Genomic DNA, 23,733 nt, shown 5'->3' on the forward strand with positions numbered 1-23,733 from the left:
CGTCAGCGCACGTCGAGGCCGAGCGTGGTGGCGATCACCACCGCCTGGCTGATGTCGATCAGCGCGTCCTTGAGCTGGACGGTGAGCGGGTCCAGCGAGTTCAGGTCGCTGCCGCGCAGGTCGGCGCGGCTGAGGTCGGCGTTGTGCAACATCGCCCCGGACAGGTCGCAGCCCTTCAGCACCGCGCCCTGGCAGCGGGCGCCGGTGAGGTCGGCCTCGCGCAGCCGGACGTCTGTGAAGGAGGCGCCGCCGAGCGCCGCGCCCGGCAGGCCCGCGAAGGACCAGTCGCCGCCCACGACCTTCAGCAGGTCGAAGGTGCAGCCGTCGAACATGCTGCCGACCAGCTTGCACCCGGTGAAGGTGGCGTCGAAGAACGAGCACCGGACGAACGTGCAGTTCAGGAACGCGGAGTCCTCGTGAGTGGAGGCGTTGAAGCGCACCCCGCGGAAGACGCACTCGGTGAAGACCGCCCCCTGACCGGTGGCCTCGGTCATGTCGACCTCGCGGAAGGTCACCCGCTCGTGCGCCTGCCCGGACAGGTCCTCGCCGTCCCAGTCGGCGAACTCGATGGTGCTGGTGGTTTCGGGCGTGGGGAGCCCGTGCAGACGTTCGGCCATGTGCGCCTCACCTTCGGTCCGGTTCGTGCGCAGATGATAGCCACGGGGGCCGACAATTTTTTCTGATGGGGCATTCCGGCCTTAAGTCGGAAATATTTACATGCCCATTCCGGGTGGTAGGAGATCATACCGCCGGGCCGCCGGAGCGGTGTGGGGAGTGGGCATGGCCGTACCCAAGATTCCGCCATGGAAATCTTGCCGCACACGTGCCTTTTGTGCCGCCTGACGTGCGGGTTCGTCGAGTTGGGTCGCTGTACGATCAGGAATCTCGCAGAGCCGGTGAGTTGTGTATTTGGCGCGAAAACCCCCACCTATTGCCGAGGAAGTCGATCAGTAGGAACGAATCGCCCGCGTACGGAGGTAATTCCGGTGTGCGGTTCGTAGAAAGTCCACTCTTGGAGAATGTGATGGCCGCACCCGTAAGGGACAACCGTCCGCCCCAGGACACGGGCACGGCACGCGCCGGTGCGGCCTGGCCGGGCTTCGGCGCGCCACGACGGCGGGGCCGGCTCCGCCCGTCCCTCCGGTGGACCGGGGGGACGCGCTCCTGGACCGCGTCCCTGACCCTCGGCCTGCTGGGCATCGACGTGATGGCGATGGCGGTCGCCGTGGCGGCCGTCACCCGCGATCTCTCCGGCGCCGCCCCCGCCGCCGCCGCGCTGGTCGTGGTGCTGAACACCGCGGTCGGCCTCTACCGGCCTCGCCTGCTGCCCTCCCCGCTGGACGGCGGGCTGCTGCTGACGCTCTGCGGGCTGGTGGCCGGCATGGTGGCCGCCTCCGTGGTCAGGAGCGTGCACGGCACCCAGTGGATCTACGACGTGGCGTTGACCGGTCTCCTCTTCACCTTCCTCGCCTCCTGCGGCAGAGGCGTCTTCCACTCGGCCGTCCGCGCCGCCAGACGTCACGGGAACACCAGGTCCACGGTGCTGATCGGCGCCGGATACCACGGCCACCGGCTGGCCACGGCCCTGCTCGACCACCCCGAGTACGGCCTGCGCCCGACCGGTTTCGTGGACGACACGCAGGAGGCGCTCTCCCAGGAAACCCGCGTCCCGCTGCTGGGCGGCCCCGGGGAACTCGACGAGATCCTGCGCGCCCACCGCGTCCGCGCGGTGATCATCGCCCTGCCGGACGGGGGACAGGAGGCCCGCAAGCTGGCCCGCATCGCGAGGAACCTCGGCTGCGAGGTCTACTACGCCCCCGAGCCCGGCGACGTGCTGGTGGACTTCGTCCCGCTCGGCGAGAACGTCAGGAGCTTCCCCGTCCTGCGCATGCGCCCGCCGCCCCAGGCCAGGCTGACCTGGCCGCTGAAGCGGGCCCTGGACGTCGCCGGGGCCGCGGTCGGCCTGGTGGTCGTGCTGCCGGTGCTGGGGCTCTGCGCCGTGGCGGTGCGCTGGGAGGGCGGGCCCGGCGTGCTGTTCAGGCAGATCCGGGTGGGCCTGGACGGCCGCGGCATCAGGGTGCTCAAGCTGCGCACGATCAAGCCCGACAGTGAGAAGGAGGCCGCCACCAGGTGGAGCGTCGCCGACGACCGGCGCATGGGACCCACCGGCAGGATGCTCCGCAAGTCGTCGCTCGACGAGCTGCCGCAACTGTGGAACGTCCTCAGGGGCGACATGAGCATCGTCGGCCCCAGACCCGAGCGGCCGTACTTCGTCGAGCAGTTCTCCAAGTCGACGCCGCACTACGAGCTGCGTCACCGGGTGCCGGTGGGGATCACCGGCTGGGCCCAGATCCACGGACTGCGGGGTGACACGTCGATCGAGGACCGGGCCCGCTTCGACAACCACTACATCGACGACTGGTCACTCGGCGCCGATATCAAGATCATAGTTCGGACGGTATGGTGCGTTCTTCGCTCTCGCGGCGCCTGAAGGTCCTCAGGCCCAGTCTCCTCGGCGTTCTGACCGTGCTGCTGGTGTGCGTACCGGCCAGGCGCGGCGACCTCTCCGGCGGGGTCCACGTGACGCTCGCCGACCTCGCCTCGGTCGCGCTGATCGGCGTGGCCGCGTTCACTTTGCTGGTCAAGCGCAAGCGGCGGTTCCTGCCCGGCCGCGTGTGGCTGCTCGTGCCGATCGCGCTGGCCGCCGTCCTGGCCACCTTCACCGCCGCCGACCTCATGGGCAGCATGCCCGGCCTGCTGAGATTCCTGCAGATCTTCGTACTGATCCCGCTGGCCCTCTTGGTCGTGGTCCGTACCGCGACCGACGCGTGGCTGCTCGTCGGCGCGGTCGCCGTCAGCGCGCTCGTCCAGGGAACCGTCGGCGTCTGGCAGGCGGCCACCGGGACCGGCGCCTCCTACGCGGGCGAGTACATCCGGGCCGTCGGCACCTTCGGCGCCCAGGACGTGATGGCCATGGCGACCATCGTCGGCTACGGCTGGATCATCCTGCTCGGCACCGGCCTGGCCACCCGCGGCCGCGCCCGGATGGTCTGCCTGGCCGGAGTCGCCGCGCTCAGCGTCCCCCTGGCCCTCTCCCTGAGCAGGGGCGCCTGGGTGGCCACCCTCTGCGCGGCCCTGGTCATGCTCCTGCTGTACGGCCTGCGCACGGCCCTCCGCACCGGCCTGTTCGTCACCGCCGCCGCGGTCGTCCTCGTCCTCGGCCTCGGCGTGGGGTCGGACACCTTCGGCGAGCGGGTGACCTCGATCACCTCCTCGGTCTCCCAGCCCGACCAGTCGGTCGACGACCGGTACAGCCTGTGGCGGACGGCCACCGCCATCTGGCAGGACCACCCCGTGACCGGCGTCGGCCCCCGGGGCTTCGCCGTCCACCGCGACAGCTACGCGCCGCTCGAACTGTCGTCCGGCAGCGACATCGAGGACCCCGTCAGCGGCTACCAGCGCCAGCCGCTGCTGTCGCCGCACAACATGTACCTGCTGGTGCTCAGCGAACAGGGGCTGCCCGGCCTCGTCTCCTTCGTGCTGCTCCTCGCGGCCCTGGGCGTCTGGTCCGTCAAGCGACTGCGCCGCGCCAAGTCCGAGGGCGGCAAGGCGTTCGGGATGGTCGTCACGGGCTTCCTGACCTGGCAGGTGGCCAACTTCTCCTACGCCGACATCGGCGGTCCGCCCACGCTGGTCATGTCGGTGATGCTCGGCATGGCGCTCTGGTGGGCCCAATGACTTTGGCGACGAGGCCGGGCGTCTACCTGCGGGCCGCGAGCATCACCGCCGTCCTGGTCGGGATGGGGTCGCTGCTCGGTTTCGGCCGCGACCTGCTGCTCGCCCGGATCTTCGGGGCGAGCGCGGCCAGTGACGCCTTCCTCGTCGCCTGGATGGTCCCCGAGACGGCCGCGCCCCTGCTCATCGAGGGGGCGATGGCCTTCCTGCTGGTCCCGCTGTTCAGCCGGGCGCTGGAACAGGGCGACGACGTGCGCCAGGTCGTCGCCGAGACGCTGCCCACCCTCGCCGCCGCGCTCATGGCGATCAGCGCGGCGGCGGCGCTCGGCGCGCCGTGGCTGGTCGAGTCACTGGCGCCCGGCATCGCCGACCCCGGGCTGGCCGTGGCGTGCACCCGGCTCACCTCGGTCACCGTCCTGATGTTCGGCCTGGCCGGATACCTGAGCGCGGCGCTGCGCGCCCACCAGTCCTTCACCGCGCCCGCCGCCATCTACGTGGCCTACAACCTCGGCATCATCGCCTTCATCGTGGTCCTGCACGACGTCCTCGGCGTGCTCGCGGCGGCGCTCGGCGTGATGGCCGGCGGTGTGGCGATGGTCGCCGTCCAGTTCCCCGCCTTCGTCCGCCGGGTCGGCCTGCCCCGCCTGGCCGCCTGCGGCGTGCTGATCCCCCTTGGCGCGTTCGCGCCGATCGCCGCCTTCTCGCTGCTGCGCCAGGGCCAGGTCTTCGTCGAGCGCTTCCTCGGCTCCTCGCTGACCACCGGCTCCATCTCGCAGATGAACTACGCGCAGAAGATCGCGCAGGTGCCGATGGTGCTCTCGCTGATCGTCGCCACCGTGACCTTTCCCCGGCTGGTGCGCAGCGTCACGGCCGGGGACACCGCCGCCGCGCGCCGCCGGATCGTGGGTGACCTGGAGATGGCCGGCCTGATGGTGCTGCTGGCCGCCACCGCGCTCGTCGTCTTCGCGCCCGAGATCGTGCGGGTGCTCCTGGAGCAGGGCGCCTTCACCGAGGCGGACACCGCCGCCACCGCGTACTTCATGCGCGTCTACACCCTGGGACTGCTCGGTCAGACGGTCGTCGGGGTGGTCTGCCGGGTGTATTTCTGCACCGCCAGGCCGACCTGGTTCCCGGCGGTGGCGATGACCGTCGGTCTGCTCGTGACGGGCGGGACGGCCGCCGTCGCGGTGCCGTACTGGGGGGCCGGGGGGATCGCCGCGGCCAACGCCGCCGGGATCACGCTGACGGCACTGATCCTGCTGGCGGGGCTGGGCGTGCCGGAGGTGGGGCTGTCCCTGCGCGCCCTTGTGCCCACCGCCGTCCACCTGGCGCTCCCCACCGTCGCCGCCTTTCTCACGGGCATCCTGATCCGCCCGTACCTCGCAGGCTTGCCCGCCATCACCCTGCTGGTGCTCGGCGCGGCACTGATGGCGCTGGTGTTCTGCGCCTGCTCAGCAATCACCGGACCCAAGGAGATCATCCGCATGATGCAGACCTGGCCGACGGGGGATCGGGCATGACGAGCACGCCGTTGATCCTCATGTACCACTCGGTGGCGAAGTACGAGTACGACCCTTTGCACATCACCGTCACCCCTGAACGCTTCAGCGAGCAGATGCGCTGGCTGGCCGGGCGCGGGCTGCGCGGGGTGTCCCTGCGCGACCTGCGCGACGCCCAGGCGGCCGGACGGGCCCGCCGCCTGGTCGGGCTCACCTTCGACGACGGATACGTGGACTTCGCGGCCGAGGCCGTGCCCGTGCTGGTGCGGTACGGGTTCACCGCGACCGTGTTCGTCGTCGCGGGCCGGATCGGCGGGCACAACGCGTGGGACGCCGAGTACCCGCGCAAGAACCTCATGGACCATGACGAGCTGAGCCGGGTGGCCAGGGCCGGGATGGAGATCGGCTCGCACTCGGTCAGGCACGCCTCCCTGCCCGGACTGGCCGACCACGGCCTCGAACTCGAACTGACCGTGAGCAAGGAGATCCTCCAGGAGGTGACCGGCGCCGAGGTCACCGGCTTCGCCTACCCGTACGGGCACGTCGGGCGCCGGGAGGCGGCGGCGGTCAGGGCGGCCGGATACGACTACGCGTGCGCCATCTGGCGCTCCGACAGCACCGGCCGGTACGCGCTGCCGCGCACCTACGTCGGCGAGGACGACGGGCCGATGCGGCTGTTCGCCAAGCGGGCCCTGCACCGCCTGCGCCGGAGGCGGCGCGCATGAAGGTCCTGCACGTCATCACCGGCCTGGCCGCGGGCGGCGCGGAGCAGCAACTGCGCGCCCTGCTGCCGCACCTGAACGCGCGCTGCGAGGTCGCGGTGCTGACCAACCCCGGCGTCGTCGCCGACGCGATCAAGGCCGGTGGGGTGCCCGTCCACCACCTCGGCATGCGCGGCAACCGCGACCTGAGCGTCATCGGCAAGCTGGCCCGGCTGATGCGCAAGGGCGACTTCCAGGTGGTGCACACCCACCTGTACCGCGCCTGCGTGTACGGCAGGCTCGCCGCCCGCCTGGCGGGCGTGCCCGCCATCGTGGCGACCGAGCACTCCATCGGCCTGACGCGCATCGAAGGCCGCCGCATCACCGCCCCCGTCCGGGTGCTGTACCTGGCCAGCGAGCTGCTCGGGCACAGCACGGTCGCGGTCTCGCGCAGCGTGGCCGAACGGCTCGGCCAATGGGGTGTGCCGCGCTCCCGCATCGAAGTGATCGCCAACGGCATCGACGGCGCCGCCTTCAAGTACGACCCGGTGCGGAGGAAGCGCATGCGGGCCTGCCTGGGGCTGCCGGAGGAGGCCTTCGTCGTCGGAGGCGTCGGCCGCCTCGAACGCGGCAAGCGCTTCGACCTGCTGCTGGACGTCATGGCCGACATCGAATCGGTGCACGCCCTGATCGTGGGGGCGGGCACCGAGCAGCACGCCCTGCAGGAGCTGGCCCGCCGCCTGGGGGTGGCCGACCGGGTGGTGTTCGCGGGCGAGTCGCCCAACGTCGCCGGCCTGCTGTCGGCGATGGACGTGCTGGTCGCGCCGTCGCAGGAGGAGACGTTCGGGCTCGCCGTACTCGAAGGGCTGGCGGCCGGGCTGCCGGTTCTCTACACCACCTGTCCCGCCGTGGACGACCTGCCCGCCTTCGCGGCGCCGGGGGCGCTCCGCATCCCGTACGGCCGTGACCGCCTGCGGCTCGAACTGCGCGCGCTCGCCGCCACGGGGACCGAACGGCTGCCGCCGCCACCCGCGGTCGAGCACTACGACATCCGGCGCCAGGCAGGACAGTTCGACGCCCTTTACCGGCGTCTGCTCGGCGCCACCACCGATCGAAAGTACGTGAAGAAGGAGGGATTCCGATGAAGAAGTCGTACCGGGCAGCCGCCTGGCCGCGGCGCTGGTGTCTGCCGATCGCGCTGCTCGTGGGGACACTGGCGGGCCTGGTGGTCTCGATGGTCAAAGAACCCGTCTACAGCGCCGAGGCCTATGTGACCGTCGTCCCGACCGAGGGGGACGACATGGCGCAGGCGGTGAACTACGCCCAGGCCTACGCCAGGATCGTCACCCAGCCGGGCGTGCTCGCCACCGACGACGAGGTACGGGCGCACGTGCAGTCGTCGGCCTCGCCCGACGCGCCCCTGGTGCGCGTCGCCGCCACGGCGCCCACCGCCGCGGACGCGGCCGAGCGGGCCAACGGGGTGGCCGACAACCTGACCGCCTACGCCAACCTGCACTCGGCGGACACCAGGATGCGGGTCGCCGGCTTCGCCAGGGCGTTCCCGCCGTCCGCGCCCTCGTCGCCGATCCCGCTGGTCAACATCGCGGTCGGGGCGGCGACGGGCGTCCTGGTCGGCGGGCTGGCCTTCCTCGCGCCGCCGCTCGGCTTCCGGCGCCGCCGCCGGGTACGGCCGCGCGCGGAGCCGGCCAAGTCGTTGCACGAGGTGGGGGTGTGACACCGTCCCAGCAGGCGCTGCGCACCTCCACGGCGCTGACCGCGCGAGTGGTGCGTGACGACGTCGAGCTCGGCCGGATGGCGGAGGACTGGGAGGAGCTCTACGCGCGCAGCTCGGCGGCGACACCGTTCCAGTCGTACGCGTGGATCTCGTCGTGGTGGCGGGCGTACGGGACTCCGGGGCGGCTGCGCCTGGCCGTCGTCCGCAGGGCCGGGCGGCTCGTCGCGGTGGCTCCGCTCATGCTCAGGCGCCGGGCGCTGGTGCCGGTCGGCGGCGGGCTGTCCGACTTCACCGACATCCTGCTCGACGACGACGACGCCCCGGGGACCGCGCTGGCCTTGCGCGGGGCGCTCCTCGGCGAGCCCGGCTGGGACCTGATCGACTTTCCCGAGGTACGCCCGGGAGCCGCGGTCGGCAGGCTGCTGCCCCGCTGGGGCGGCGGTAGCTGGCGCCTGCCCGCCTCGGTCTGCCTGCAGTTGCCGGGGATGCCCGTCGACCGGCTGCTCGACGAGCTGGGCGGCCGTACGGCGGGCAAGCTCAGGCGCGGCCTGCGCAAGCTCGACGCCATGGACATCCAGATGACCAGGGTGACCGCCGCCGACGCCGACCGCGCGATGGCGGACCTGATCGGGCTGCACGCCAAGCAGTGGGAGAACAGGGGCATCAACGAGGAGCACCTGCGCCCGCGGTTCGCCAGGCACCTCACCGGGGCGGCCCGCCTGCTCATCGAGCAGGAGCGGGCGATGCTGACGGAGTACCGGATCGGGGGGCGGCTGGTCGTCTCCGACTTCGCCCTGGTCGGCCACGACTTCGTCGGCGGCTACCTGTACGGCGCCCACCCCGACCTGCGCGCCGAGCTGGACATCCTCACCCTGCTGCTGCGCGGGAACCTCGACCTGACGCACCGGATCGGGCGGCCCACGCTGAGCCTCCTGCGCGGCTCCGAGCCGCACAAGGTCAAGTGGGGGCCGGAGGAGGTGCGCAACCAGCGGCTGATCCTGGGGCGCGGCCTGCCCGCCGCCGGGTACGTGGCGGGCGCCCGGGCGCGGCTCGCGGCCGGGCGACTGCTCAGTGACCACTTCCCGCACCTGGCCGGACACCGTCTCCGGCAGTCGATCCGCAAGGTGATCTCATGGCGATGACCCGTCCCACCGCACCGGACGGGAACGATCCCGTGGACGGTGGCCGGCCGTCCGTGCTGCACGTCACCCAGCCTGTGGACGGCGGGGTGGCCGTCTATGTGGCCGCCGTCGCGGGGGATCAGGCCCGGCGGGGGTGGAACGTGGCGGTGGCGTGCCCGGCGGGCGGGCCGTTGCGGGAGCGGCTGGGCGAGCTCGGGGTGCGGTGGCTGGAGTGGAGCGCCCGGAGGTCGCCCGGTCCCGATGATCTCGGGTCGGCGCGGCGGCTGCGGCGGCTGGTCGGCGGGTTCGGGCCGCAGGCCGTACATCTGCACTCGTCGAAGGCCGGGATGGTCGGGCGGGCGGTGATCCGCGGCGCGGTGCCGACGATCTTTCAGCCGCACGGCTGGTCGTGGCTGGCCTGCCAGGGCGCCATGGCCAAGGCGGTGCTGTCCTGGGAGCGCTGGGCCGCCCGCTGGGCTGACCTGCTGGTCTGCGTGGGCGAGGGCGAGGCGCGGCTGGCCGGCGAGCGCGGCCTGTCCGGCCCGCTCACGGTGGTGCGCAACGGCGTGGACCTGGACCGGTTCCGCCCCGCCGGCGGCGAGGCCCGGGAGGCGGCCCGCCGCCGGTACGGCCTCGCCGAGCGCGCGCCGCTGGCCGTCTGCGTCGGCCGGGTGACCCGTCAGAAGGGGCAGGACCTACTGGTCGCCGCCTGGGAGCGGGTCCGGGAGAGCTGCCCCGACGCGACGCTGGCCATCGTCGGCGACGGCGACCTGCGTGACGGGCTGCGCCCGGCCGCCGGTCCCGGTGTCGTGTTCGCCGACCAGGTGGACGACCCGCGCGCCTGGTACGCGGCGGCTGACGTGGTCGTCCTGCCCTCCCGGTGGGAGGGGCTGCCGCTGACCGCGCTGGAGGCACTCGCGAGCGGGCGCTGCCTGGTCGCCTCCGACATCCCCGGCCTGGCGGAGCTGGTGACCGGCGAGATCGGCGAGGTCGTGCCCGTGGGGGAGACCGGGCCGCTGGCCGAGGCGCTCGCGCGCAGGCTCGGCGACCTGGCGCTGGCCCGCGAGGAGGGCAGGGCCGCGGCCATCCGCGCCCAGGCCTTCGACCTCGGCCCGGCGCTGGACCTGCTGGCCGATCACACCTTGCGCTTGGTCGGCTCCACCGGCGTCGTCCGCGCGGGCGACCGCCGAGAGACACGCGATCTCGGGGTCGCCTCCGGCGGCCCGGACTCGTTGGGCGGCGAGAGCCGCGACCTCGGCGTGGATTCCAGCGGCTCGGACTCGTTGGGCCCCGCGACCGGCCTGTGCGGCTTCACGGGCGGCCTCACGGGCCGCACGGCCGGTACGGCGGGCCTGCCCAACGGCCCGCGGCGCTCCAGCCGCCCCCAAGGCCGGTCAGGCAGCACGGAGGAGGGCATGAGCCCGGGGATCGAGGACCCCGGTGAGCCGGACAGCGTGTCGCGGAAGGCCCGCGCCGAGCGGGCGTTCGACGGGCAGGTCCAGACGCCGTGCGGGCAGTAGTCGGAGATCGAGTGATACATCACGTCATGGTTGGCGATCCAGTCGAGCATCTGCAGGATGAACTCGGGCCGGTCGCCGTGCCGGAACAGCCCCCACTCGGGGAAGGAGATCGGCTTGCCGTGCGCGGCCGCGAAGTCGGCGTGCGCCCGCAGGCCGTACGGCTGCTCGACGTACTCGGCGAAGGTGTTGCCGGGCGGCTGGTCGTAGCTGTCCATGCCGATGATGTCGACCACGTCGTCTCCCGGGTAGCACTCCGTCCACGGGATCGCGTCCCGGCCGCGGTTCGGCGCGAAGTCGAAGCGGAAGTTCTGGCCCACCGCCGTGCGCATGGTCGTGACGATGCGCCGCCAGTAGGCCTTCCACGCGGGAGGGTTGGGGGCGCAGCGGCTGGAGTAGGTCGAGCCGTTCATCTCCCAGCCGAGCACGATGATGGTGTCCGCGGCCCCGGCGGCGACCAGCTTGTCGGCCAGCGTCTTGAAGAGCGGGTCGAAGGCGCCGCCCGCGCCCGCGGCCAGCAGGGGGGCGACCTCGGAGTCCGGCAGCCCGCCCTCGTTGGGCGTGATCATGGGGACGTTCAGCGCCAGGGTGCGTTCGGGCTTGGCGGCGAGCCACTGGGTCCAGGGGGTCAGGATGAACTGGGGGCCGAGGATGGCCTCCCAGCTGTCTCCGGGTATGTAGGTCCTGCCGACGCTCACCTCGGCGCCGAGCCAGGACTCGAAGTCCGCCAGGCGGTCCGTGCCGCGCTGGTCGGAGGCCAGGAAGACCCCGAGGGGAGCTGCCGGCGGTCCGGCGATCCTGGTGGCGCCCGCCATGCCCGCGACCGACACGGATACCACGCCGAGGGTGAGCAACCCGTGAGCGCATGCCTTTTTGAATTTCACCACGCCTCATTCCGAGCTGCTTATCAGAACGACTTCGAGTTCAACCTATATGGCCACTCCGAGGTCAATGGCAAGCAGCGGAGAACGTCCGCGAGTTGCTTATGAATGTCGCTTTTGCATGACTTGCCGGGGACATAAATGAGAATGAGGATGGGCGTAATCGATGAGTGGAATCAGCCGGAATCGCGTCGGCCGGGCGGCGGGCCTGGACACCGCCGTGCCGGCCCTGGTGATGCGGCTGGACGACAACATCTTCCACCACGGCACGCTGGCCGTCGTCCGCTCGCTGGGCAGAGCCGGGGTGGAGGTCCACGCGGTGCTGGAGGGACGGCACGCGCCGGTCTCCCGGTCCAGGTACCTGAACCGCATGCACACCTGGCAGGGGACCGAGCGGACCCCTGCGGCGCTCGTCGCCGAACTCGGCGCCATGGCCGAGCGGATCGGCCGCCGGGCGCTGCTCATCCCGGTGGACGACCAGGGCGCGATCATCGTGGCCGAGCACGCCGCCGCGCTGGAGCCGTCCTTCCTGCTGCCCAGGCAGTCGCCCACGCTGCCGCGCCGGCTGGCCGACAAGGCGGAGCTGGCCGAGCTCTGCCGTCGCCTGGGGATCGCCCAGCCCGAGACCCGGGTCATCGCGACTCTGGGCGACGTGGCGTCGGCCGTCGCCAGGCTGGGGCTGCCGCTGATGGCGAAATGGGCCAGGCCGTGGCTGCTGCCGAAGGGGGCGCGGCTGCGCAGCACGAGCCTGGTGCAGCGGCGCGAGCAGGCCGTACGGCTCCTGGGGCAGGCCGGTGGGCACGGCAGCAAGCTGCTCTTCCAGCGGTTCGTGCCCGATTCGCCCGGGTCGGACTGGTTCTTCCACGGCTACTTCGACGAGAACTCGTCGTGCCTGTTCGGCGGGACGGGGCGCAAGGAGCGGGCCTATCCCGCGCGGTCCGGCCTGACCACCTTCGGGCGGTGGCTGGACAACCCGACCCTGGAGGCGGTGGCCCACGAGCTGGGCCGGGCCCTCGGCTACCGGGGGGTCCTCGACCTGGACTTCCGGCACGACCCGCGATCGGACGCCTACTACCTGCTCGACTTCAACCCCCGGCTGGGGGCGCAGTTCGGGCTGTTCAGGGACGGCGACGACCTCGACGTGGTGCGCGCGCTGCACCTCGACCTGACCGGCCGCCAGGCGGGCCCGCCGCGTGCGGCGTACGGGCGGACGTACCTGGTGGAGAACTACGACACCGTGCCCGCGCTGTACCAGCGGCGGTCGCGGGAGATCACCTGGAGGCAGTGGTGGGGGTCGGTGCGCGGCGCCGACGAGCTGGCCTGGTTCTCGGCGGACGATCCGCGGCCTTTCGTGGCAATGGGCGGACAGACTCTGAAACGTGCCTTTACCCGGCTCTCGCACCGCAACCGGAACGGCTAATTAGGGTCTCGTTTTCAGGGACCTTTCAAGAAATCCAAGAATTGGGGGAGAAGTGCTGCCGGTAATTGACGTGGCCATTGTCGGGGCGGGGCCGTACGGCCTTTCCGCAGCCGCTCACACGCTTGCCGCCGGGCTGGACACCTGTGTCTTCGGCCGTCCGATGCGGGCGTGGGAGCACCACATGCCGCAGGGGATGCTGCTGAAGTCGGAGCCTTCGGCGTCGAATCTGGCCGATCCGCGCGGCCGGCACGACCTGGCCGCCTACTGCCGCTGGGCGGGCCTGCCGTACGGGTACGGGCAGCCGGTGCCGCTGGAGACCTTCGTGGACTACGGCAAGTGGTTCCAGGCCCAGGCCGTGGCCGACGCCGTGGACACCGCCGAGGTGACCGGGGTGCGGGCCGAGGGGAAGCTGTTCGCCGTGGAGCTGGCCTCCGGACGGCGGGTGATGGCCCGCGCGGTCGTCCTGGCGCTGGGGTTCCTGCCGTTCGCCCGGCGTCCCGCCGCGCTCACCGAGCTGGCCCCCACGGTGTGCACGCACAGCTCGGAGCACAGCGACCTGTCCCGCTTCGAGGGCCTCGACGTCACCGTCGTCGGCGCGGGCCAGTCGGCGCTGGAGACCGCGACGCTCCTGCTGGAGGCCGGCGCCCGCCCGCGCGTGCTGGCCCGCGCCGCCGCGCTGGAGTGGAACGGCACCCCCGAGCCGAGCCGCTCCCTGGTACGACGGGTCCTGGCGCCGCGCTCGGGCCTGGGCACCGGCTGGCGCTCCTGGACCTGGGCGGAACGCCCCGGCCTGGTACGGCACCTGCCGCTGACCACCCGCCGGCACATCGTCAGAACGACCCTGGGCCCGGCGGGCTCGTGGTGGCTGCGGGAGCGCTTCGACGGCCGGATACCCGTGCTGACCGGCCACTCCCTGGTGGCCGCGAAGGAAGACCTGGGCGTACGGCTGACGCTCAAGGAGCCGGGTGGCGAGTCGCGCACCCTGCACACCGAGCACGTGATCGCCGCCACCGGCTACGAGGTGGACGTGGCCCGCATCGGCATCCTGGACGTCGCCCTGCGGGCGGCGATCGGCACCGAGGGCACGACCCCGAGGCTGAACAGGACGTTCGAGACGTCCGTCCCCGGTCTGTACATGATCGGCCTGGCTGCCGCCGCGACGTTCGGGCCGGTGATGAGGTTCGTCCACGGGGCCGACTTCGCCGCCCGCCGGGTCACCCGCGGCCTGACCGCGGCGGCCGGATCGAGGCGGCATTACCGGGGGGAGACAGGTGCCGGGCTTGGGACGCACCGGCTGAACGCCTGATCACGCCCAGGCCGTCGCTTGGGGTGCGCCTTTCCGCGCCATTTCCTTCGCGTGTTTTTACTTTATGGTCGGCCGAAGTCCGGCGCACCTGCCGTTGGGCCGGGCGTGAACTCCGACACGCCAACCAGCCAAAAAGATCATTCACGTATTTGACTTCACCCAGGAAAGATCACGTTGAATCGGCGGTCGTGGCCTGCAATAGTTGGCGGCGACATCCGCACGGTCTAGATCAGCGAACCCGCATAATCCACTGGAGGAAAACCATCATGCTGCGTCGAATTCTCGTTGGTGCCGCCATCGCCGGTATCGCGTTCATCGGCTCCGCCGTCGGCGCGTCGGCCGCCACTTACCCGTACCCCCCGGGCGGCCCCAACAACAGCGGTAACAACCTGCTGAGCCAGCTCGACATCCTGAACAACTCGCCGATCCTGAACGGCATCCTGAACCACTCGCTGAACAACAACGACATCCTCAGCGTCGCGCACCTCGAGCACGTCAACCTGAACCTGCTGTCCAACCAGAACAACGGCGGCGGCGGCAACAACGGCGGCGGCGGCAACAACAGCGGTGGCGGCGACAACTGACGACCGCCCGCCGCCGAGAGCAGCCTCATGGGAGCTACGACCTGTGGTGGTTCGCCCAGCTGGTGGTGCCTTGTAAAAGGCCGGGTCGGCTCAGCACTCCCGAATGAGCCGACCCGGTCAGCAAGAATGAGGCGACGCGTCAAGCCTCGCTTGCTGTGCAAGAGATTAGACGATTCGCGCGCGGCCATCACCTGATTCCAGCAGCCTGCCGGCAGGCTTGGCAGTCATTTGGTGTTCGCTATCAGCCCAAAAGCGACGATTTTCCCGAAATCCCCACAAAGGATCCAGAGCCCTGCGTGTCCCTGAGACCGCAGGGCTTTTTTGTGGGCCGCGGCCGGCCATCTCTATTTGGCACACGGCGGGCTCCGGGAAAATATGGCGGGACGGTCCGGCAATCTCCGTCGTCTCTCAAATTAACTTCATCAGTCTGTGGATTGTGGAAACGGGCTGGACAACGGCATTGCTTATACCCGTTGCCGCTAAGCCGTAGACGCCAAAGAAATCAAGGTGGGTCCTTGACTTCTGCCAGGCTGGTTTCGGCTTGAAATCTCAGACGTCTGTTGCCATTGTTATTCGCGTCACCAAGGCGGCCCCTACCGCGCAACGCGGTCGGGATATCCCGCGTCATTTCACTGGAGGAAAGCATCATGCTGCGTCGAATTCTCGTCGGTGCCGCCATCGCCGGTATCGCATTCATCGGCTCCACTGTCAGCGCGTCGGCCGCCACTCACCCGTACCCCTCGGGCGGCCCCAACAACAGCGGTAACAACGTGCTGAGCCAGATCGACATCCTGAACAACTCGCCGATCCTGAACGGCATCCTGAACCACTCGCTGAACGGCAACGACATCGCCAGCATCGCGCACCTCGAGCACGTCAACCTGAACCTGGCGTCCAACCAGAACAACGGCGCCGGCGGCAACAACGGCGGCAGTGGCAGCAACAACGACGGCGGCGACAACTGACGACCGCTTTCCACCTCGTCACGCTTGGCAAGTCCGTTGGCGCAGATCCAGTGAGGAGCCGTTCGCCCGGTCCCGGCAGGGCCGGGCGACGCTCGGCTACACGGTCTCCTCTGGTCCCGCCGCCCTTTCGTAGCAACGGAGCGTAGCCGTACTGCAGGCGGCCACAACCCGTTTGGGCGGACGATTACTCTGCGCCCAACGCGCCTGTGCTCTGGCACAGAGACGTTCCCTGGGTCGGCCCAGCACTCCCGAATGGGCCGGCCCGGGCCGTGCACCGACGTCCCCACCCCGCCCTAGGCGCTCTGTTCCGGGTGGGGACGGACCACTCCCAGAAATCCCGTCCGGTCGATGGAATCGAGCCGGACGAAGGCGCCGGTGAACGGCGCGTTGACGACCTGAGTGTCGTTGACCACCAACCCCACGTGCTCGGGGCCCGGCCGATCCGGGTTCGGGTCGTAGAAGACGAGGTCACCCGGCCTCACCTCCGACCTGGCCACCCTGGTACCCGAGCGCCACTGCTCGTAGGTGGTGGTGCCGATGCGCACCCCGGCCCTCGCCCAGGCGTACTCGGTCAGACCGGAGCAGTCGAACCCCTTGGTCCTGGCACCGTGACCGATGCCGTAGCCGGGCCCTTCCGGGCCGCCGCCGCCCCAGGAGTAGGGCAGGCCGCGCATGCTCAGCGCCGCCTGTACCGCGATCGCCGCCGCCATCGCCTGCTGCTCCTCGGCCTTCTCGGCCCCCGCGATCGCCGGCTGGACGCACGGAGTCGCGCGCAGGTCGCCCCCCAGCCGCTTCCTGGCCCTCTTCCCCATCCCGCGCCAGGCCCGCCCCGCGGACGCGATCTCGGCCTGCTCCGCGCCCCAGGTGGCGCAGGCGTCCGGCGACCAGGCGGCCGTGAACTCGGGGTCGACCAGGGCGCTGTCGCCCAGCGCCTCGGGCCCGCACATCACGGCCCCGGCAATGGCCAGCGGCAGGAAAACCGTTCGGATATTCCCGCGTTTATCAGAGCCCGCTGTACGCATGCTCACCGCTCCCGCAGATTCGTCTTTCATATGTGAGAAAGCGCGCTGTTTCGCTATCTGCCCTGCTGATCGACTAGAAGAAAGCGCCTTTTCAGCAAATGGGTCGTCATCTGGAGCGAAGATGAAGATCGGCAACCCGGTTTGGTGGTGGCCAGCCAGCTAGATGACCTTGATGCGACGCAAGAAGGGCGACCGCGACAGGAGTCGCGATCGCCCTCGGCGGTGGGGGGTCAGTCCTGCTTGCTCTTCCTGGGGGTGTACGACCCCGAGATGACGCGCTTCCGGTCCTGCCCGGCGTCCGCGCTGTGGTGCTTGCCGCCCTTGATGCGGCCAGGGAGCCTGCAGAGCGGGTTCTTCGACTTCTTCGAGCACTCGGCCGGCTGGGCGAGCCGGTGCGGCCCGATGGAGACCTGGTGGTCCTCGACCTCGCCGCTGTCCGCCCACCCGGTGGGAACGGCCACCTGTTCGGCGGCGTTGCCCAGGCGCAGCCGGACCCAGGCCCGGCCCTCGGTCACGTTCGCGGGGGGCGTCCAGGTCAGGATCTTGCTGGTGTCCGCCGGGGCGACGGCCGCCTGTGCCCGCTCGCCCTCGTCGAACTTGCCGTTGCGGTCGAAGTCGATCCAGCCGGACAGCGTGGAGTTGGCCGTGACGTTCAGCGGAACGCGCAGGGTGTAGCTCTGCCCGGTGCTGGTGATGGCGGCGTTCCTGGGCAGCGCGTCGTCGTCGTCCACGTCGGCCGCGAGCTGGCGGGGCCGGAAACTGACGGTCTCCATGTGATCGGGCGTGCCGTCCGTGCCGAGGAAGGTGTCGCCGACGACGTGTGAGGCGGCGCCGTAGGAGGCGGGGGCGTCGGAGTCGTCCTCGTCCAGGGACACCCGGAAGACGCCCCAGAAGAACTGGTCGCCCGCGGTGACCCCGGTGCGCACGTTGCGGGCCCTGACCTTGACGGAGAAGGACGTGAGCGTGCCGTTGAGCTGGACCGAGCCGCACGTGTACACGACGCCGCAGGTGGTGCTCTTCGGGCTGTAGATCCTCGTCGGGAGGACCGAGGTGTTCGTCACCGTGTACCCGGGGAAGCCGGCCGCGTTGCTGAAGGTCGGCCTGACCGGAGTGCCGCCGACCAGTTCCAGGCCCGCCCAGTAGTACTCCTCGTTGCCCAGGCTGTCGGCCACCGCGCCGCCGGTGCCGGCCACGTGCAGGCGCGGGTTGCGCACCGGCCTGGAGAAGGTGAACTTCAGTGTGAGGATGTCGCTCCAGGCGTTGGCCGTGACGTCGAAGTCCTTGTAGAGGTCGTTGATCCCCGGGGCCGCCTTGGCGTTCACCGGGATGAGGAACTCGTCCGCCGGGGCGGTGGGGTCGGTGGGCAGCACCCCGGCCGAGGCCACCCGGGCGTGGCCGATCACCGTCTTCTCCACGGTCATGGTCACGCCGGCGGGCGTCGTGCCGACGGCCTTGACCGGCGAGTTGATGAAGGACGACGTGCCACCCGGCACCGAAGGGGGGAGCTGGGGAGAGGCGGTCGAGTGGGCGGCTGCCGCACCTGTCGCCAGGCCCCCGAACCCGAGCGCTGCCGCCACCACGGCGGCGAGTACGGCCCGCGTGGCATCACGTCCCGCCGGTCGTGCGACGACCCCCGACTGTTGCGTCATGTAATCTCCAGATTCGCCCATTAATGCCCTTCAAGAATCCATTCGCGGGTGTTCCGCTGGCGATTCTCGAAGGGGGGCGCAGAGCCCCCGTCGCCTCGGTTGGCGACCTGGATCCATGTGTACTGAGAGGTTGACGGCGTTGTCGAGAAGACACGCATGGGCCGACCGCAATAGCGGCCGACCTGAGCGTCAATTCGTTGCGCTGCTGAATAGAAATGGGCTATTTGTCTAGAAGGCGCCGCCGATCAGGTAGCCGAGGCTGAGAATGGCCATACCGATGATCAGATTGAGCAGCACGTTACCCCATGCCTTGTTGGCCGATCCGGCCTCGATCAGCTTGAAGGTGTCCGCGCTGAACGTGCTGAAGGTGGTCAGCGCCCCGCAGAAGCCGGTGCCGATCAGCGACAGGACCGCGTGCGGGATCCGTCCGTTCGAGGCCAGGCCCATGAACAGGCCCAGGATGGCCGAGCCGAGCACATTGACCGCGAGCGTGCCCCAGGGCATCGTCGCGCCGAACCGCTCCTTGATGAAGCGGTCGACCAGGTAGCGGGCGGGCGCGCCGAGCACGCCGCCGATGAAGACCGCTATCACGAGACCCATGACCGGTGTCCCTTCCTGCTGTGCGCGACCAGAGTGCCGAGCCAGACCGCGATGATGCCGAGCACGATGCCGAGAACACCCAAGCCCTGACCACCCTCAGGTACGGCGCAGCAGCAGCATCGCGATGTCGTCCCGCTGCGGCTGGGAGGCGACCGGCGCCACGATCTGGTCGGCCAGCTCGTCCAGATCCGCCTGGCTCCCCCAGCCCGAGCCCCCGCGGGTCAGCCTCCTCGACAGCTCGGCCACCGCCTCGTCGTAGTCCTGGCCGCGCTTCTCCACCAGCCCGTCGGTGTAGAGCAGCAGCGTCCCGCCCTTGGGCAGCGCCTCCTTGACCACGGGGTACTGCGCGACCGCGAAACAGCCCAGCGGCATGCCCCCGGCGCTCTCCAACTCCCTCACCCGCCCACCGTCCTCCAGCAGCAGCGGGTACGGATGCCCCGCGCGCACCATCCACAGCGTGTCGGCGGCCAGGTCGACCTCGATGATGCAGCAGGTGGCGAACAGCTCGGTGTCCAGGTCGCACAGGCTCTGGTTGCCCCGGAGCATCAGGTCGGCCACCCCGTGGCCCTCGGCGGCATGGGCGCGCATCGCGGTACGGAGCTGTCCCATGACCGCGGCCGCCTGCGCGCTGTGGCCCTGCACGTCGCCGATGACCAGGACGATGCGGCCGTCGGGCATGGAGATCACGTCGTACCAGTCGCCGCCGACCTGCAGCCCCTCCGAGCCGGGCAGGTAGCGGGAGGCGATCTGCAGGCCGGGGACCTCCGGCAGCCTCTTGGGCAGCATCAGCCGCTGCAGCTCGGTCATCTGGCGGCGGCTCTTGTCGAACATCATGGCCCGGTCCAGCGACTGCGCCAGGATTCCGGCCACGCCCGCGTAGGTGACCTGGTCGCCCGAGGGGAAGGTGCGCGGCCGGTCGAAGCCGATCACGCACGCGCCGACCGTGCCGTCCGCGGTGGCCAGCGGCAGGAACGCCCACGCCCGGTGCCGGGGAGCGGGGGACGAGCCGGGGAAGGCGGCCAGGTAGTCCTGGCGGCTGGTGAGGAAGCGGGGCTCGCGGGCCGCGTCCCTCAGCTCGGGCAGCGTCTCGGTGTCGAACCCGCGCGACTCGACCAGCCGCAGCCGGCCGCTCTCGACCATGTAGATGGCCAGGTCCGAGCCGCCCAGCGCGGGCAGCACCCGGTGCTCCATCACGTCCACGACGTCCTCGGTGGACAGGGCGGCGGCGAAGGACCTGGTGAGGTCGAGGACGAAGTCCCTGCGGGCCTGCTCGCGGGCCTCCCGCTGGCGGTCCCTGGTGCGGTCCTGGACGACACCGATCATCCCCTGCGGGCGTCTGGCGGCGTCCCGATACACCCTGGCCTCGGACTCCATCCAGCGGACCGCGCCGTCGGGGCGGACGATGCGATGGGTGAGGTGGTATCGGCCGGTGGTGTAGCTGAGCCGTACCGCGTCCTCGACCATCGCGCGGTCGTCCGGGTGGACGGCCTCGAAGAAGGTCTCGGAGCGGCCGTTGAAGTCCTCGGGTTCGATGCCCATGAGGCGGCATATGCGTTCGTCCCACACCAGCCGGCCAGAGGTGAAGTCCCAGTCGAAGGAGCCGATCTCGGCGCTGGACATGGCCAGCTCCAGCCGGGCCGCCCTGCTGCGACTCCTGATCAGGCGCATCGCCTGGTCGAGCTGGGAGCTGGGCAGCGCGTCCTGCCGCTGGGAGAGCAGGTGGTCGAGCCGGTGGGCGCAGAGCGAGGCTACGGCGGTCAGGGACAGGCGGTCGGACTCGGTGAGCGGTCTGGGGTCGCGCAGCCGTACCTGCAGGATGCCCAGGCAGCGGCCGTCGAGCGAGAGCGGGAGCGTCGCGTACTCCACTGCGGTCCGCCCGGCCTCGGCCTCGTCGAGAGCGGCGTCGGGGGAGCCGTCGCGGTCGCCGGGGGCCGCGTACACGTGCCGCTGCTCGCGGATCGCCTCGATGACGGGCAGCTTGGCGTCGGGCGGGATCATCTGGAACGCCTCGAGGTCGGAGCCCTCCTGGGCGGCCAGCCGCAGCCAGCCGTCGTCCTGCTGGAGGTACAGCAGGCCGCCGTCCACGCCGAGGTCGGCCAGGCCCGCGCCCGTGGCGGCCGACAGCAGCGCGCCGGGGTCGGCGCTGCTGAGCAGCTCCACGGCCACGGCCCCGCCCGCGCCGGAGATCCCCCTCGACGTCTTCACCACGGCTTCGCCCCCCAGCTTCGCCTGGCATCGTTGGCCCTGATTTCGTCCCCCATCAGTGCCAACAAGCCATTTCATGGTAACCGTGCAGGTCAGAGAGAGTCGCGCTGGATCGGGCAGGTCATGCAGTGGGCACCGCCCCGGCCCTTGCCCAGCTCGAAACCCTCGATCTCGACCACCTCGACCCCGTGCTCGCGGAGTTTGCGATTGGTGAACTGGTTCTTGTGGTAACCGACGACGACGCCGGGTGCCAGCGCGAAGAAGTTGTTGCCCGAGTCCCACTGCTCGCGCGCCTGCTGGTAGTCGTCGCCGCCGGTCGGGATCACCTCCAGCTTCGAGATCTTCAGCGCCTCCTCCAGTGCGCCGACGAAGCTGCGGTCCCGGTGCACCTCCAGGGCGCCCGCCTTGTCGGCCGGGCGCAGGGAGTAGGTGGTGGCGGTGTCCAGGAACGGCGGGAAGGCGGTGGCCTTGTCGACGTCCAGCAGCGTGAAGACGGTGTCCAGGTGCATGTACGAGCGCCGCTTGGGCACGTTCACCGCGATCACCCGCTCGGCCGCGCCGGCCGCGAACAGCGACAGCGCGATGTGCTCGACCGTGCGGGCGTTGGTGCGCTCGCTCAGCCCGATGGCCACGCACCTGTTGCCGATCGGCATCATGTCGCCGCCCTCCATCGCGGCGGTGCCGTAGTCCTCCTCGTGGAAGCGCTCGTCGTTCCCGGCGGCCGGATACCAGTAGGGCATCCCGGCCTCGGCGAACATCGGGTGGTGGTGGTAGATGGTGCTCTGGTTCATCGTCTCCAGCAGGCGGGCGTGCCAGAACATCGGGTTGAGCGAGACCCCCTCGTACAGCCAGGCCGACGGGTCGCGCTGGTAGAGCGAGTTCGGCAGCGGCGGCAGCACGAACCGGCCCGCCTGGGCCGAGGCGGCGACCAGCGAGTGCTCGTCGAGCACGGCCAGGCCGTACTCCTCCTTGGTCAGGCCGCCGATCAGGTGGGTGGCCAGCTTGTCGCCGCTCCAGCCGGTCAGCGTCTCGCGTACGGTGTCGACCAGGGCGGGGCCCACGGTCAGGTGGGTGACGGCCCGCTGGACGGCGTCCCGCTTGGCCTCGGGGCTGGAGTCCAGCGCCTGGGTGAGCAGTTCCTGGTGGTGGAAGACCTCGACGCCGCGCTCGCGCATCACCTCCACGAACGCGTCGTGCTCCCTCTGGGCCTGCTCCACCCAGAGGATGTCGTCGAAGAGGAGCTGGGCGCTGTTCTCGGGGGTGAGCCGCTTGAGGCTCAGCTCGGGGCGGTGCACGATGACCTTGCGCAGCGTACCGACCTCGGAGTGGACGCCGTAGGAATCGGTCATTGCGGATCTCCTTCTGTCAGATGGTGATCAGTCCGGTGGCCAGGCCGGCGATGCCGAGGACGGCTCCCACGACGGTGACGACGAACAGGGCCAGCTCGGCGGGGGAGAAGACGCGCCTGCCGTGCTCGCGTCTGGTGATGACGAACAGGACGGTGCCGGGCGCGTAGATGATGCAGGACAGCAGCAGGAACTCCAGGCCCGCCGCGAAGATCAGGAACGCCGTGTAGAGCACGGCGAGGCCCGCTGTCACCATCTCCCTGCCGCGCCGCCCCGGGGTGGCGATCTTCAGCGCGTAGCCGGCCGCCAGCAGGTACGGGATCAGTGACAGCGCGCTGCACAGTTTCAGCGTGAAGGTGAAGGCGTCGTCGGAGAACAGCGTCGTCAGCAGGACCGCGGTGATGAGCACGCTGGTCATCACCAGCGCCGCCACGGGGGTGCCGTGGATGTTCTCGCGCTTCAGGAAGGCGGGCATGTCGTCGTCCTCGGCGGCGACGTACAGCACCTCGGCGGCCATGAGCGTCCAGGCGAGGTAGGCGCCGAGCACCGAGATGATCAACCCGATGCCGATGAACACCGAGCCCCAGGGGCCTACCACCGCCTCCAGTACCCCGGCCATGGAGGGTTGGCGCAACTGGGCGAGCTCGGGTCGGGGGAGCGTGCCGTACGACAGGATGGTGACCGAGGCGAACAGGGCAAGGACGCTGAGGAAGCCGAGCACGGTGGCGCGTCCGACGTCCGTGCGCCTTCTGGCGTACCGGGAGTAGACGCTGGCGCCCTCCACTCCGAGGAAGACGAACACCGTCACCAGCATCGTCGCCTTGACCTGCTGGAAGAGGGCGCCGGCGGACTGCTCCTTGCCGCCCCAGAGGTTCTCGGCGAACACGTCGGCGCGCAGGGCGACCGCGACGATCACGATGAACAGCAGGATCGGGAGGAGTTTGGCGACGGTGACGATCTGGTTGATCGCGGCGGCCTCCTTGACCCCGCGCAGGATCATGAAGTGGAAGGCCCACACGCCGACCGCCGAGACGGCCACCGCCAGCAGCGTGTTGCCCTCGCCGAAGCCGGGCACGACCCCGCCGATGGTGGACTTGATCAGTACCCAGTAGCTGACATTGCCGACGCAGGCGCTGGCCCAGTAGCCGAAGGCGGAGAAGAAACCGGGGAACTCACCGAACCCCGCCTTGGCGTAGGCGTAGACGCCCGCGTCGAGGTTCGGCTTGCGGACGGCGAGCGTCTGGAACACGAAGGCCAGCATGAGCATGCCGACCCCGGCGATCAGCCAGGCGACCAGCGCCCCGTAGACGCCGGTCGCCTGCGCGAAGTTGCGGGGCAGCGAGAACACTCCGGCACCGACCATCGAGCCGACGACCATCGCGGTGAGCGTCGGCAGTGACAGTTTCTGTGTGGATCCCGTCATCCATGTGCCCCATTCGTGCCATGG

Annotated in this window: 19 protein-coding genes and 1 pseudogene; 12 read left to right on the forward strand and 8 right to left on the reverse strand. The window is 70.5% G+C overall.

The annotated features are described in order from the left end of the window. Window positions 1–2: 2 nt before the first annotated feature. Window positions 3–617 carry a pentapeptide repeat-containing protein gene (locus ABZ911_RS15310; RefSeq protein WP_358055440.1) on the reverse strand — a complete coding sequence of 205 codons (615 nt, stop codon included), beginning with the start codon at window positions 615–617 and terminating at the stop codon, window positions 3–5. 407 nt (window positions 618–1,024) lie between these two features. Between ABZ911_RS15310 and ABZ911_RS15315 the strand changes: the two genes are divergently transcribed. Genes ABZ911_RS15315 through ABZ911_RS15350 form a run of 8 tightly spaced genes read left to right on the forward strand, consistent with a single transcriptional unit; the run spans window position 1,025 to window position 10,311 of the window. Next, a complete protein-coding gene (locus tag ABZ911_RS15315; protein ID WP_358055442.1) occupies window positions 1,025–2,491 on the forward strand; it encodes a sugar transferase in 1,467 nt (488 codons plus the stop codon). Further along, window positions 2,461–3,738: an O-antigen ligase family protein gene (locus ABZ911_RS15320; RefSeq protein ID WP_358055444.1), complete on the forward strand. Its 1,278-nt coding sequence runs from the start codon at window positions 2,461–2,463 to the stop codon at window positions 3,736–3,738. Before ABZ911_RS15315 ends, ABZ911_RS15320 begins: the two co-directional genes overlap by 31 nt. Further along, window positions 3,735–5,255: a lipid II flippase MurJ gene (locus ABZ911_RS15325; RefSeq protein WP_358055446.1), complete on the forward strand. Its 1,521-nt coding sequence runs from the start codon at window positions 3,735–3,737 to the stop codon at window positions 5,253–5,255. Before ABZ911_RS15320 ends, ABZ911_RS15325 begins: the two co-directional genes overlap by 4 nt. Beyond that, window positions 5,252–5,959 (forward strand): polysaccharide deacetylase family protein, encoded by a 708-nt coding sequence (locus tag ABZ911_RS15330; RefSeq protein ID WP_358055448.1) that lies wholly within the window; start codon window positions 5,252–5,254, stop codon window positions 5,957–5,959. Before ABZ911_RS15325 ends, ABZ911_RS15330 begins: the two co-directional genes overlap by 4 nt. Beyond that, window positions 5,956–7,080 (forward strand): glycosyltransferase, encoded by a 1,125-nt coding sequence (locus ABZ911_RS15335; protein WP_358055450.1) that lies wholly within the window; start codon window positions 5,956–5,958, stop codon window positions 7,078–7,080. The genes ABZ911_RS15330 and ABZ911_RS15335 overlap by 4 nt, the downstream gene beginning before the upstream one ends. Next, complete coding sequence (locus ABZ911_RS15340) at window positions 7,077–7,670, forward strand: Wzz/FepE/Etk N-terminal domain-containing protein (RefSeq protein WP_358055452.1); 594 nt, start codon at window positions 7,077–7,079, stop codon at window positions 7,668–7,670. The genes ABZ911_RS15335 and ABZ911_RS15340 overlap by 4 nt, the downstream gene beginning before the upstream one ends. Continuing rightward, window positions 7,667–8,812, forward strand: coding sequence for a GNAT family N-acetyltransferase (locus ABZ911_RS15345; RefSeq protein WP_358055454.1), 1,146 nt, complete (start codon window positions 7,667–7,669; stop codon window positions 8,810–8,812). Before ABZ911_RS15340 ends, ABZ911_RS15345 begins: the two co-directional genes overlap by 4 nt. Then, window positions 8,803–10,311 (forward strand): glycosyltransferase, encoded by a 1,509-nt coding sequence (locus tag ABZ911_RS15350; protein ID WP_358055456.1) that lies wholly within the window; start codon window positions 8,803–8,805, stop codon window positions 10,309–10,311. Before ABZ911_RS15345 ends, ABZ911_RS15350 begins: the two co-directional genes overlap by 10 nt. A gap of 209 nt (window positions 10,312–10,520) precedes the next feature. Here the strand turns inward: ABZ911_RS15350 and ABZ911_RS15355 are convergent. Then, window positions 10,521–11,123, reverse strand: a pseudogene (locus ABZ911_RS15355) (glycosyl hydrolase); the annotation flags it as partial. A gap of 232 nt (window positions 11,124–11,355) precedes the next feature. Between ABZ911_RS15355 and ABZ911_RS15360 the strand changes: the two are divergent. From ABZ911_RS15360 to ABZ911_RS15375, 4 genes are all read left to right on the forward strand, one after another. Next, window positions 11,356–12,609: an ATP-grasp domain-containing protein gene (locus ABZ911_RS15360; protein ID WP_358055458.1), complete on the forward strand. Its 1,254-nt coding sequence runs from the start codon at window positions 11,356–11,358 to the stop codon at window positions 12,607–12,609. 52 nt (window positions 12,610–12,661) lie between these two features. Further along, window positions 12,662–13,915, forward strand: coding sequence for an NAD(P)-binding domain-containing protein (locus ABZ911_RS15365; protein WP_358055460.1), 1,254 nt, complete (start codon window positions 12,662–12,664; stop codon window positions 13,913–13,915). Between the two features lie 266 nt (window positions 13,916–14,181). Beyond that, the gene (locus ABZ911_RS15370) at window positions 14,182–14,499 is read left to right on the forward strand and encodes a hypothetical protein (protein WP_358055462.1); all 318 of its coding nucleotides are present in this window, start codon (window positions 14,182–14,184) and stop codon (window positions 14,497–14,499) included. Between the two features lie 647 nt (window positions 14,500–15,146). Then, window positions 15,147–15,464, forward strand: a complete 318-nt coding sequence (locus ABZ911_RS15375; RefSeq protein WP_358055464.1) for a hypothetical protein — start codon at window positions 15,147–15,149, stop codon at window positions 15,462–15,464. A 293-nt stretch (window positions 15,465–15,757) separates the two neighbouring features. On the opposite strand, the gene ABZ911_RS15380 is transcribed toward ABZ911_RS15375, so the two are convergent. The 6 genes from ABZ911_RS15380 to ABZ911_RS15405 all read right to left on the reverse strand — a co-directional run bounded on the left by ABZ911_RS15380 (window position 15,758) and on the right by ABZ911_RS15405 (window position 23,709). Then, window positions 15,758–16,411 (reverse strand): C40 family peptidase, encoded by a 654-nt coding sequence (locus ABZ911_RS15380; RefSeq protein WP_358055466.1) that lies wholly within the window; start codon window positions 16,409–16,411, stop codon window positions 15,758–15,760. 305 nt (window positions 16,412–16,716) lie between these two features. Further along, complete coding sequence (locus tag ABZ911_RS15385; RefSeq protein ID WP_358055468.1) at window positions 16,717–18,135, reverse strand: GEVED domain-containing protein; 1,419 nt, start codon at window positions 18,133–18,135, stop codon at window positions 16,717–16,719. Between the two features lie 228 nt (window positions 18,136–18,363). Continuing rightward, a complete protein-coding gene (gene crcB / locus ABZ911_RS15390) occupies window positions 18,364–18,735 on the reverse strand; it encodes a fluoride efflux transporter CrcB (RefSeq protein ID WP_358055470.1) in 372 nt (123 codons plus the stop codon). A 96-nt stretch (window positions 18,736–18,831) separates the two neighbouring features. Continuing rightward, on the reverse strand, window positions 18,832–20,943 hold the full coding sequence (locus tag ABZ911_RS15395; RefSeq protein ID WP_358055472.1) for a SpoIIE family protein phosphatase: 2,112 nt from the start codon (window positions 20,941–20,943) through the stop codon (window positions 18,832–18,834). Window positions 20,944–21,032: 89 nt separating this feature from the next. Continuing rightward, the gene (locus ABZ911_RS15400) at window positions 21,033–22,289 is read right to left on the reverse strand and encodes an arginine deiminase (RefSeq protein WP_358055474.1); all 1,257 of its coding nucleotides are present in this window, start codon (window positions 22,287–22,289) and stop codon (window positions 21,033–21,035) included. Window positions 22,290–22,305: 16 nt separating this feature from the next. Further along, window positions 22,306–23,709, reverse strand: a complete 1,404-nt coding sequence (locus ABZ911_RS15405; protein ID WP_358055476.1) for a basic amino acid/polyamine antiporter — start codon at window positions 23,707–23,709, stop codon at window positions 22,306–22,308. Window positions 23,710–23,733 lie beyond the last annotated feature (24 nt).

The sequence above is a fragment of the Nonomuraea sp. NPDC046570 genome (assembly GCF_040645915.1).
Lineage (GTDB): Bacteria > Actinomycetota > Actinomycetes > Streptosporangiales > Streptosporangiaceae > Nonomuraea.

Excerpts from the sequence above, each read along its gene's own strand:
- crcB (WP_358055470.1), bottom strand. The coding sequence starts at position 18,735 with ATGGGTCTCGTGATAGCGGTCTTCATCGGCGGCGTGCTCGGCGCGCCC.
- ABZ911_RS15360 (WP_358055458.1), top strand. The coding sequence starts at position 11,356 with ATGAGTGGAATCAGCCGGAATCGCGTCGGCCGGGCGGCGGGCCTGGAC.
- ABZ911_RS15400 (WP_358055474.1), bottom strand. The coding sequence starts at position 22,289 with ATGACCGATTCCTACGGCGTCCACTCCGAGGTCGGTACGCTGCGCAAG.
- ABZ911_RS15380 (WP_358055466.1), bottom strand. The coding sequence starts at position 16,411 with ATGTGCGGGCCCGAGGCGCTGGGCGACAGCGCCCTGGTCGACCCCGAG.
- ABZ911_RS15325 (WP_358055446.1), top strand. The coding sequence starts at position 3,735 with ATGACTTTGGCGACGAGGCCGGGCGTCTACCTGCGGGCCGCGAGCATC.
- ABZ911_RS15315 (WP_358055442.1), top strand. The coding sequence starts at position 1,025 with ATGGCCGCACCCGTAAGGGACAACCGTCCGCCCCAGGACACGGGCACG.
- ABZ911_RS15375 (WP_358055464.1), top strand. The coding sequence starts at position 15,147 with ATGCTGCGTCGAATTCTCGTCGGTGCCGCCATCGCCGGTATCGCATTC.
- ABZ911_RS15385 (WP_358055468.1), bottom strand. The coding sequence starts at position 18,135 with ATGACGCAACAGTCGGGGGTCGTCGCACGACCGGCGGGACGTGATGCC.
- ABZ911_RS15330 (WP_358055448.1), top strand. The coding sequence starts at position 5,252 with ATGACGAGCACGCCGTTGATCCTCATGTACCACTCGGTGGCGAAGTAC.
- ABZ911_RS15335 (WP_358055450.1), top strand. The coding sequence starts at position 5,956 with ATGAAGGTCCTGCACGTCATCACCGGCCTGGCCGCGGGCGGCGCGGAG.
- ABZ911_RS15320 (WP_358055444.1), top strand. The coding sequence starts at position 2,461 with ATGGTGCGTTCTTCGCTCTCGCGGCGCCTGAAGGTCCTCAGGCCCAGT.
- ABZ911_RS15370 (WP_358055462.1), top strand. The coding sequence starts at position 14,182 with ATGCTGCGTCGAATTCTCGTTGGTGCCGCCATCGCCGGTATCGCGTTC.
- ABZ911_RS15405 (WP_358055476.1), bottom strand. The coding sequence starts at position 23,709 with ATGACGGGATCCACACAGAAACTGTCACTGCCGACGCTCACCGCGATG.
- ABZ911_RS15310 (WP_358055440.1), bottom strand. The coding sequence starts at position 617 with ATGGCCGAACGTCTGCACGGGCTCCCCACGCCCGAAACCACCAGCACC.
- ABZ911_RS15340 (WP_358055452.1), top strand. The coding sequence starts at position 7,077 with ATGAAGAAGTCGTACCGGGCAGCCGCCTGGCCGCGGCGCTGGTGTCTG.
- ABZ911_RS15350 (WP_358055456.1), top strand. The coding sequence starts at position 8,803 with ATGGCGATGACCCGTCCCACCGCACCGGACGGGAACGATCCCGTGGAC.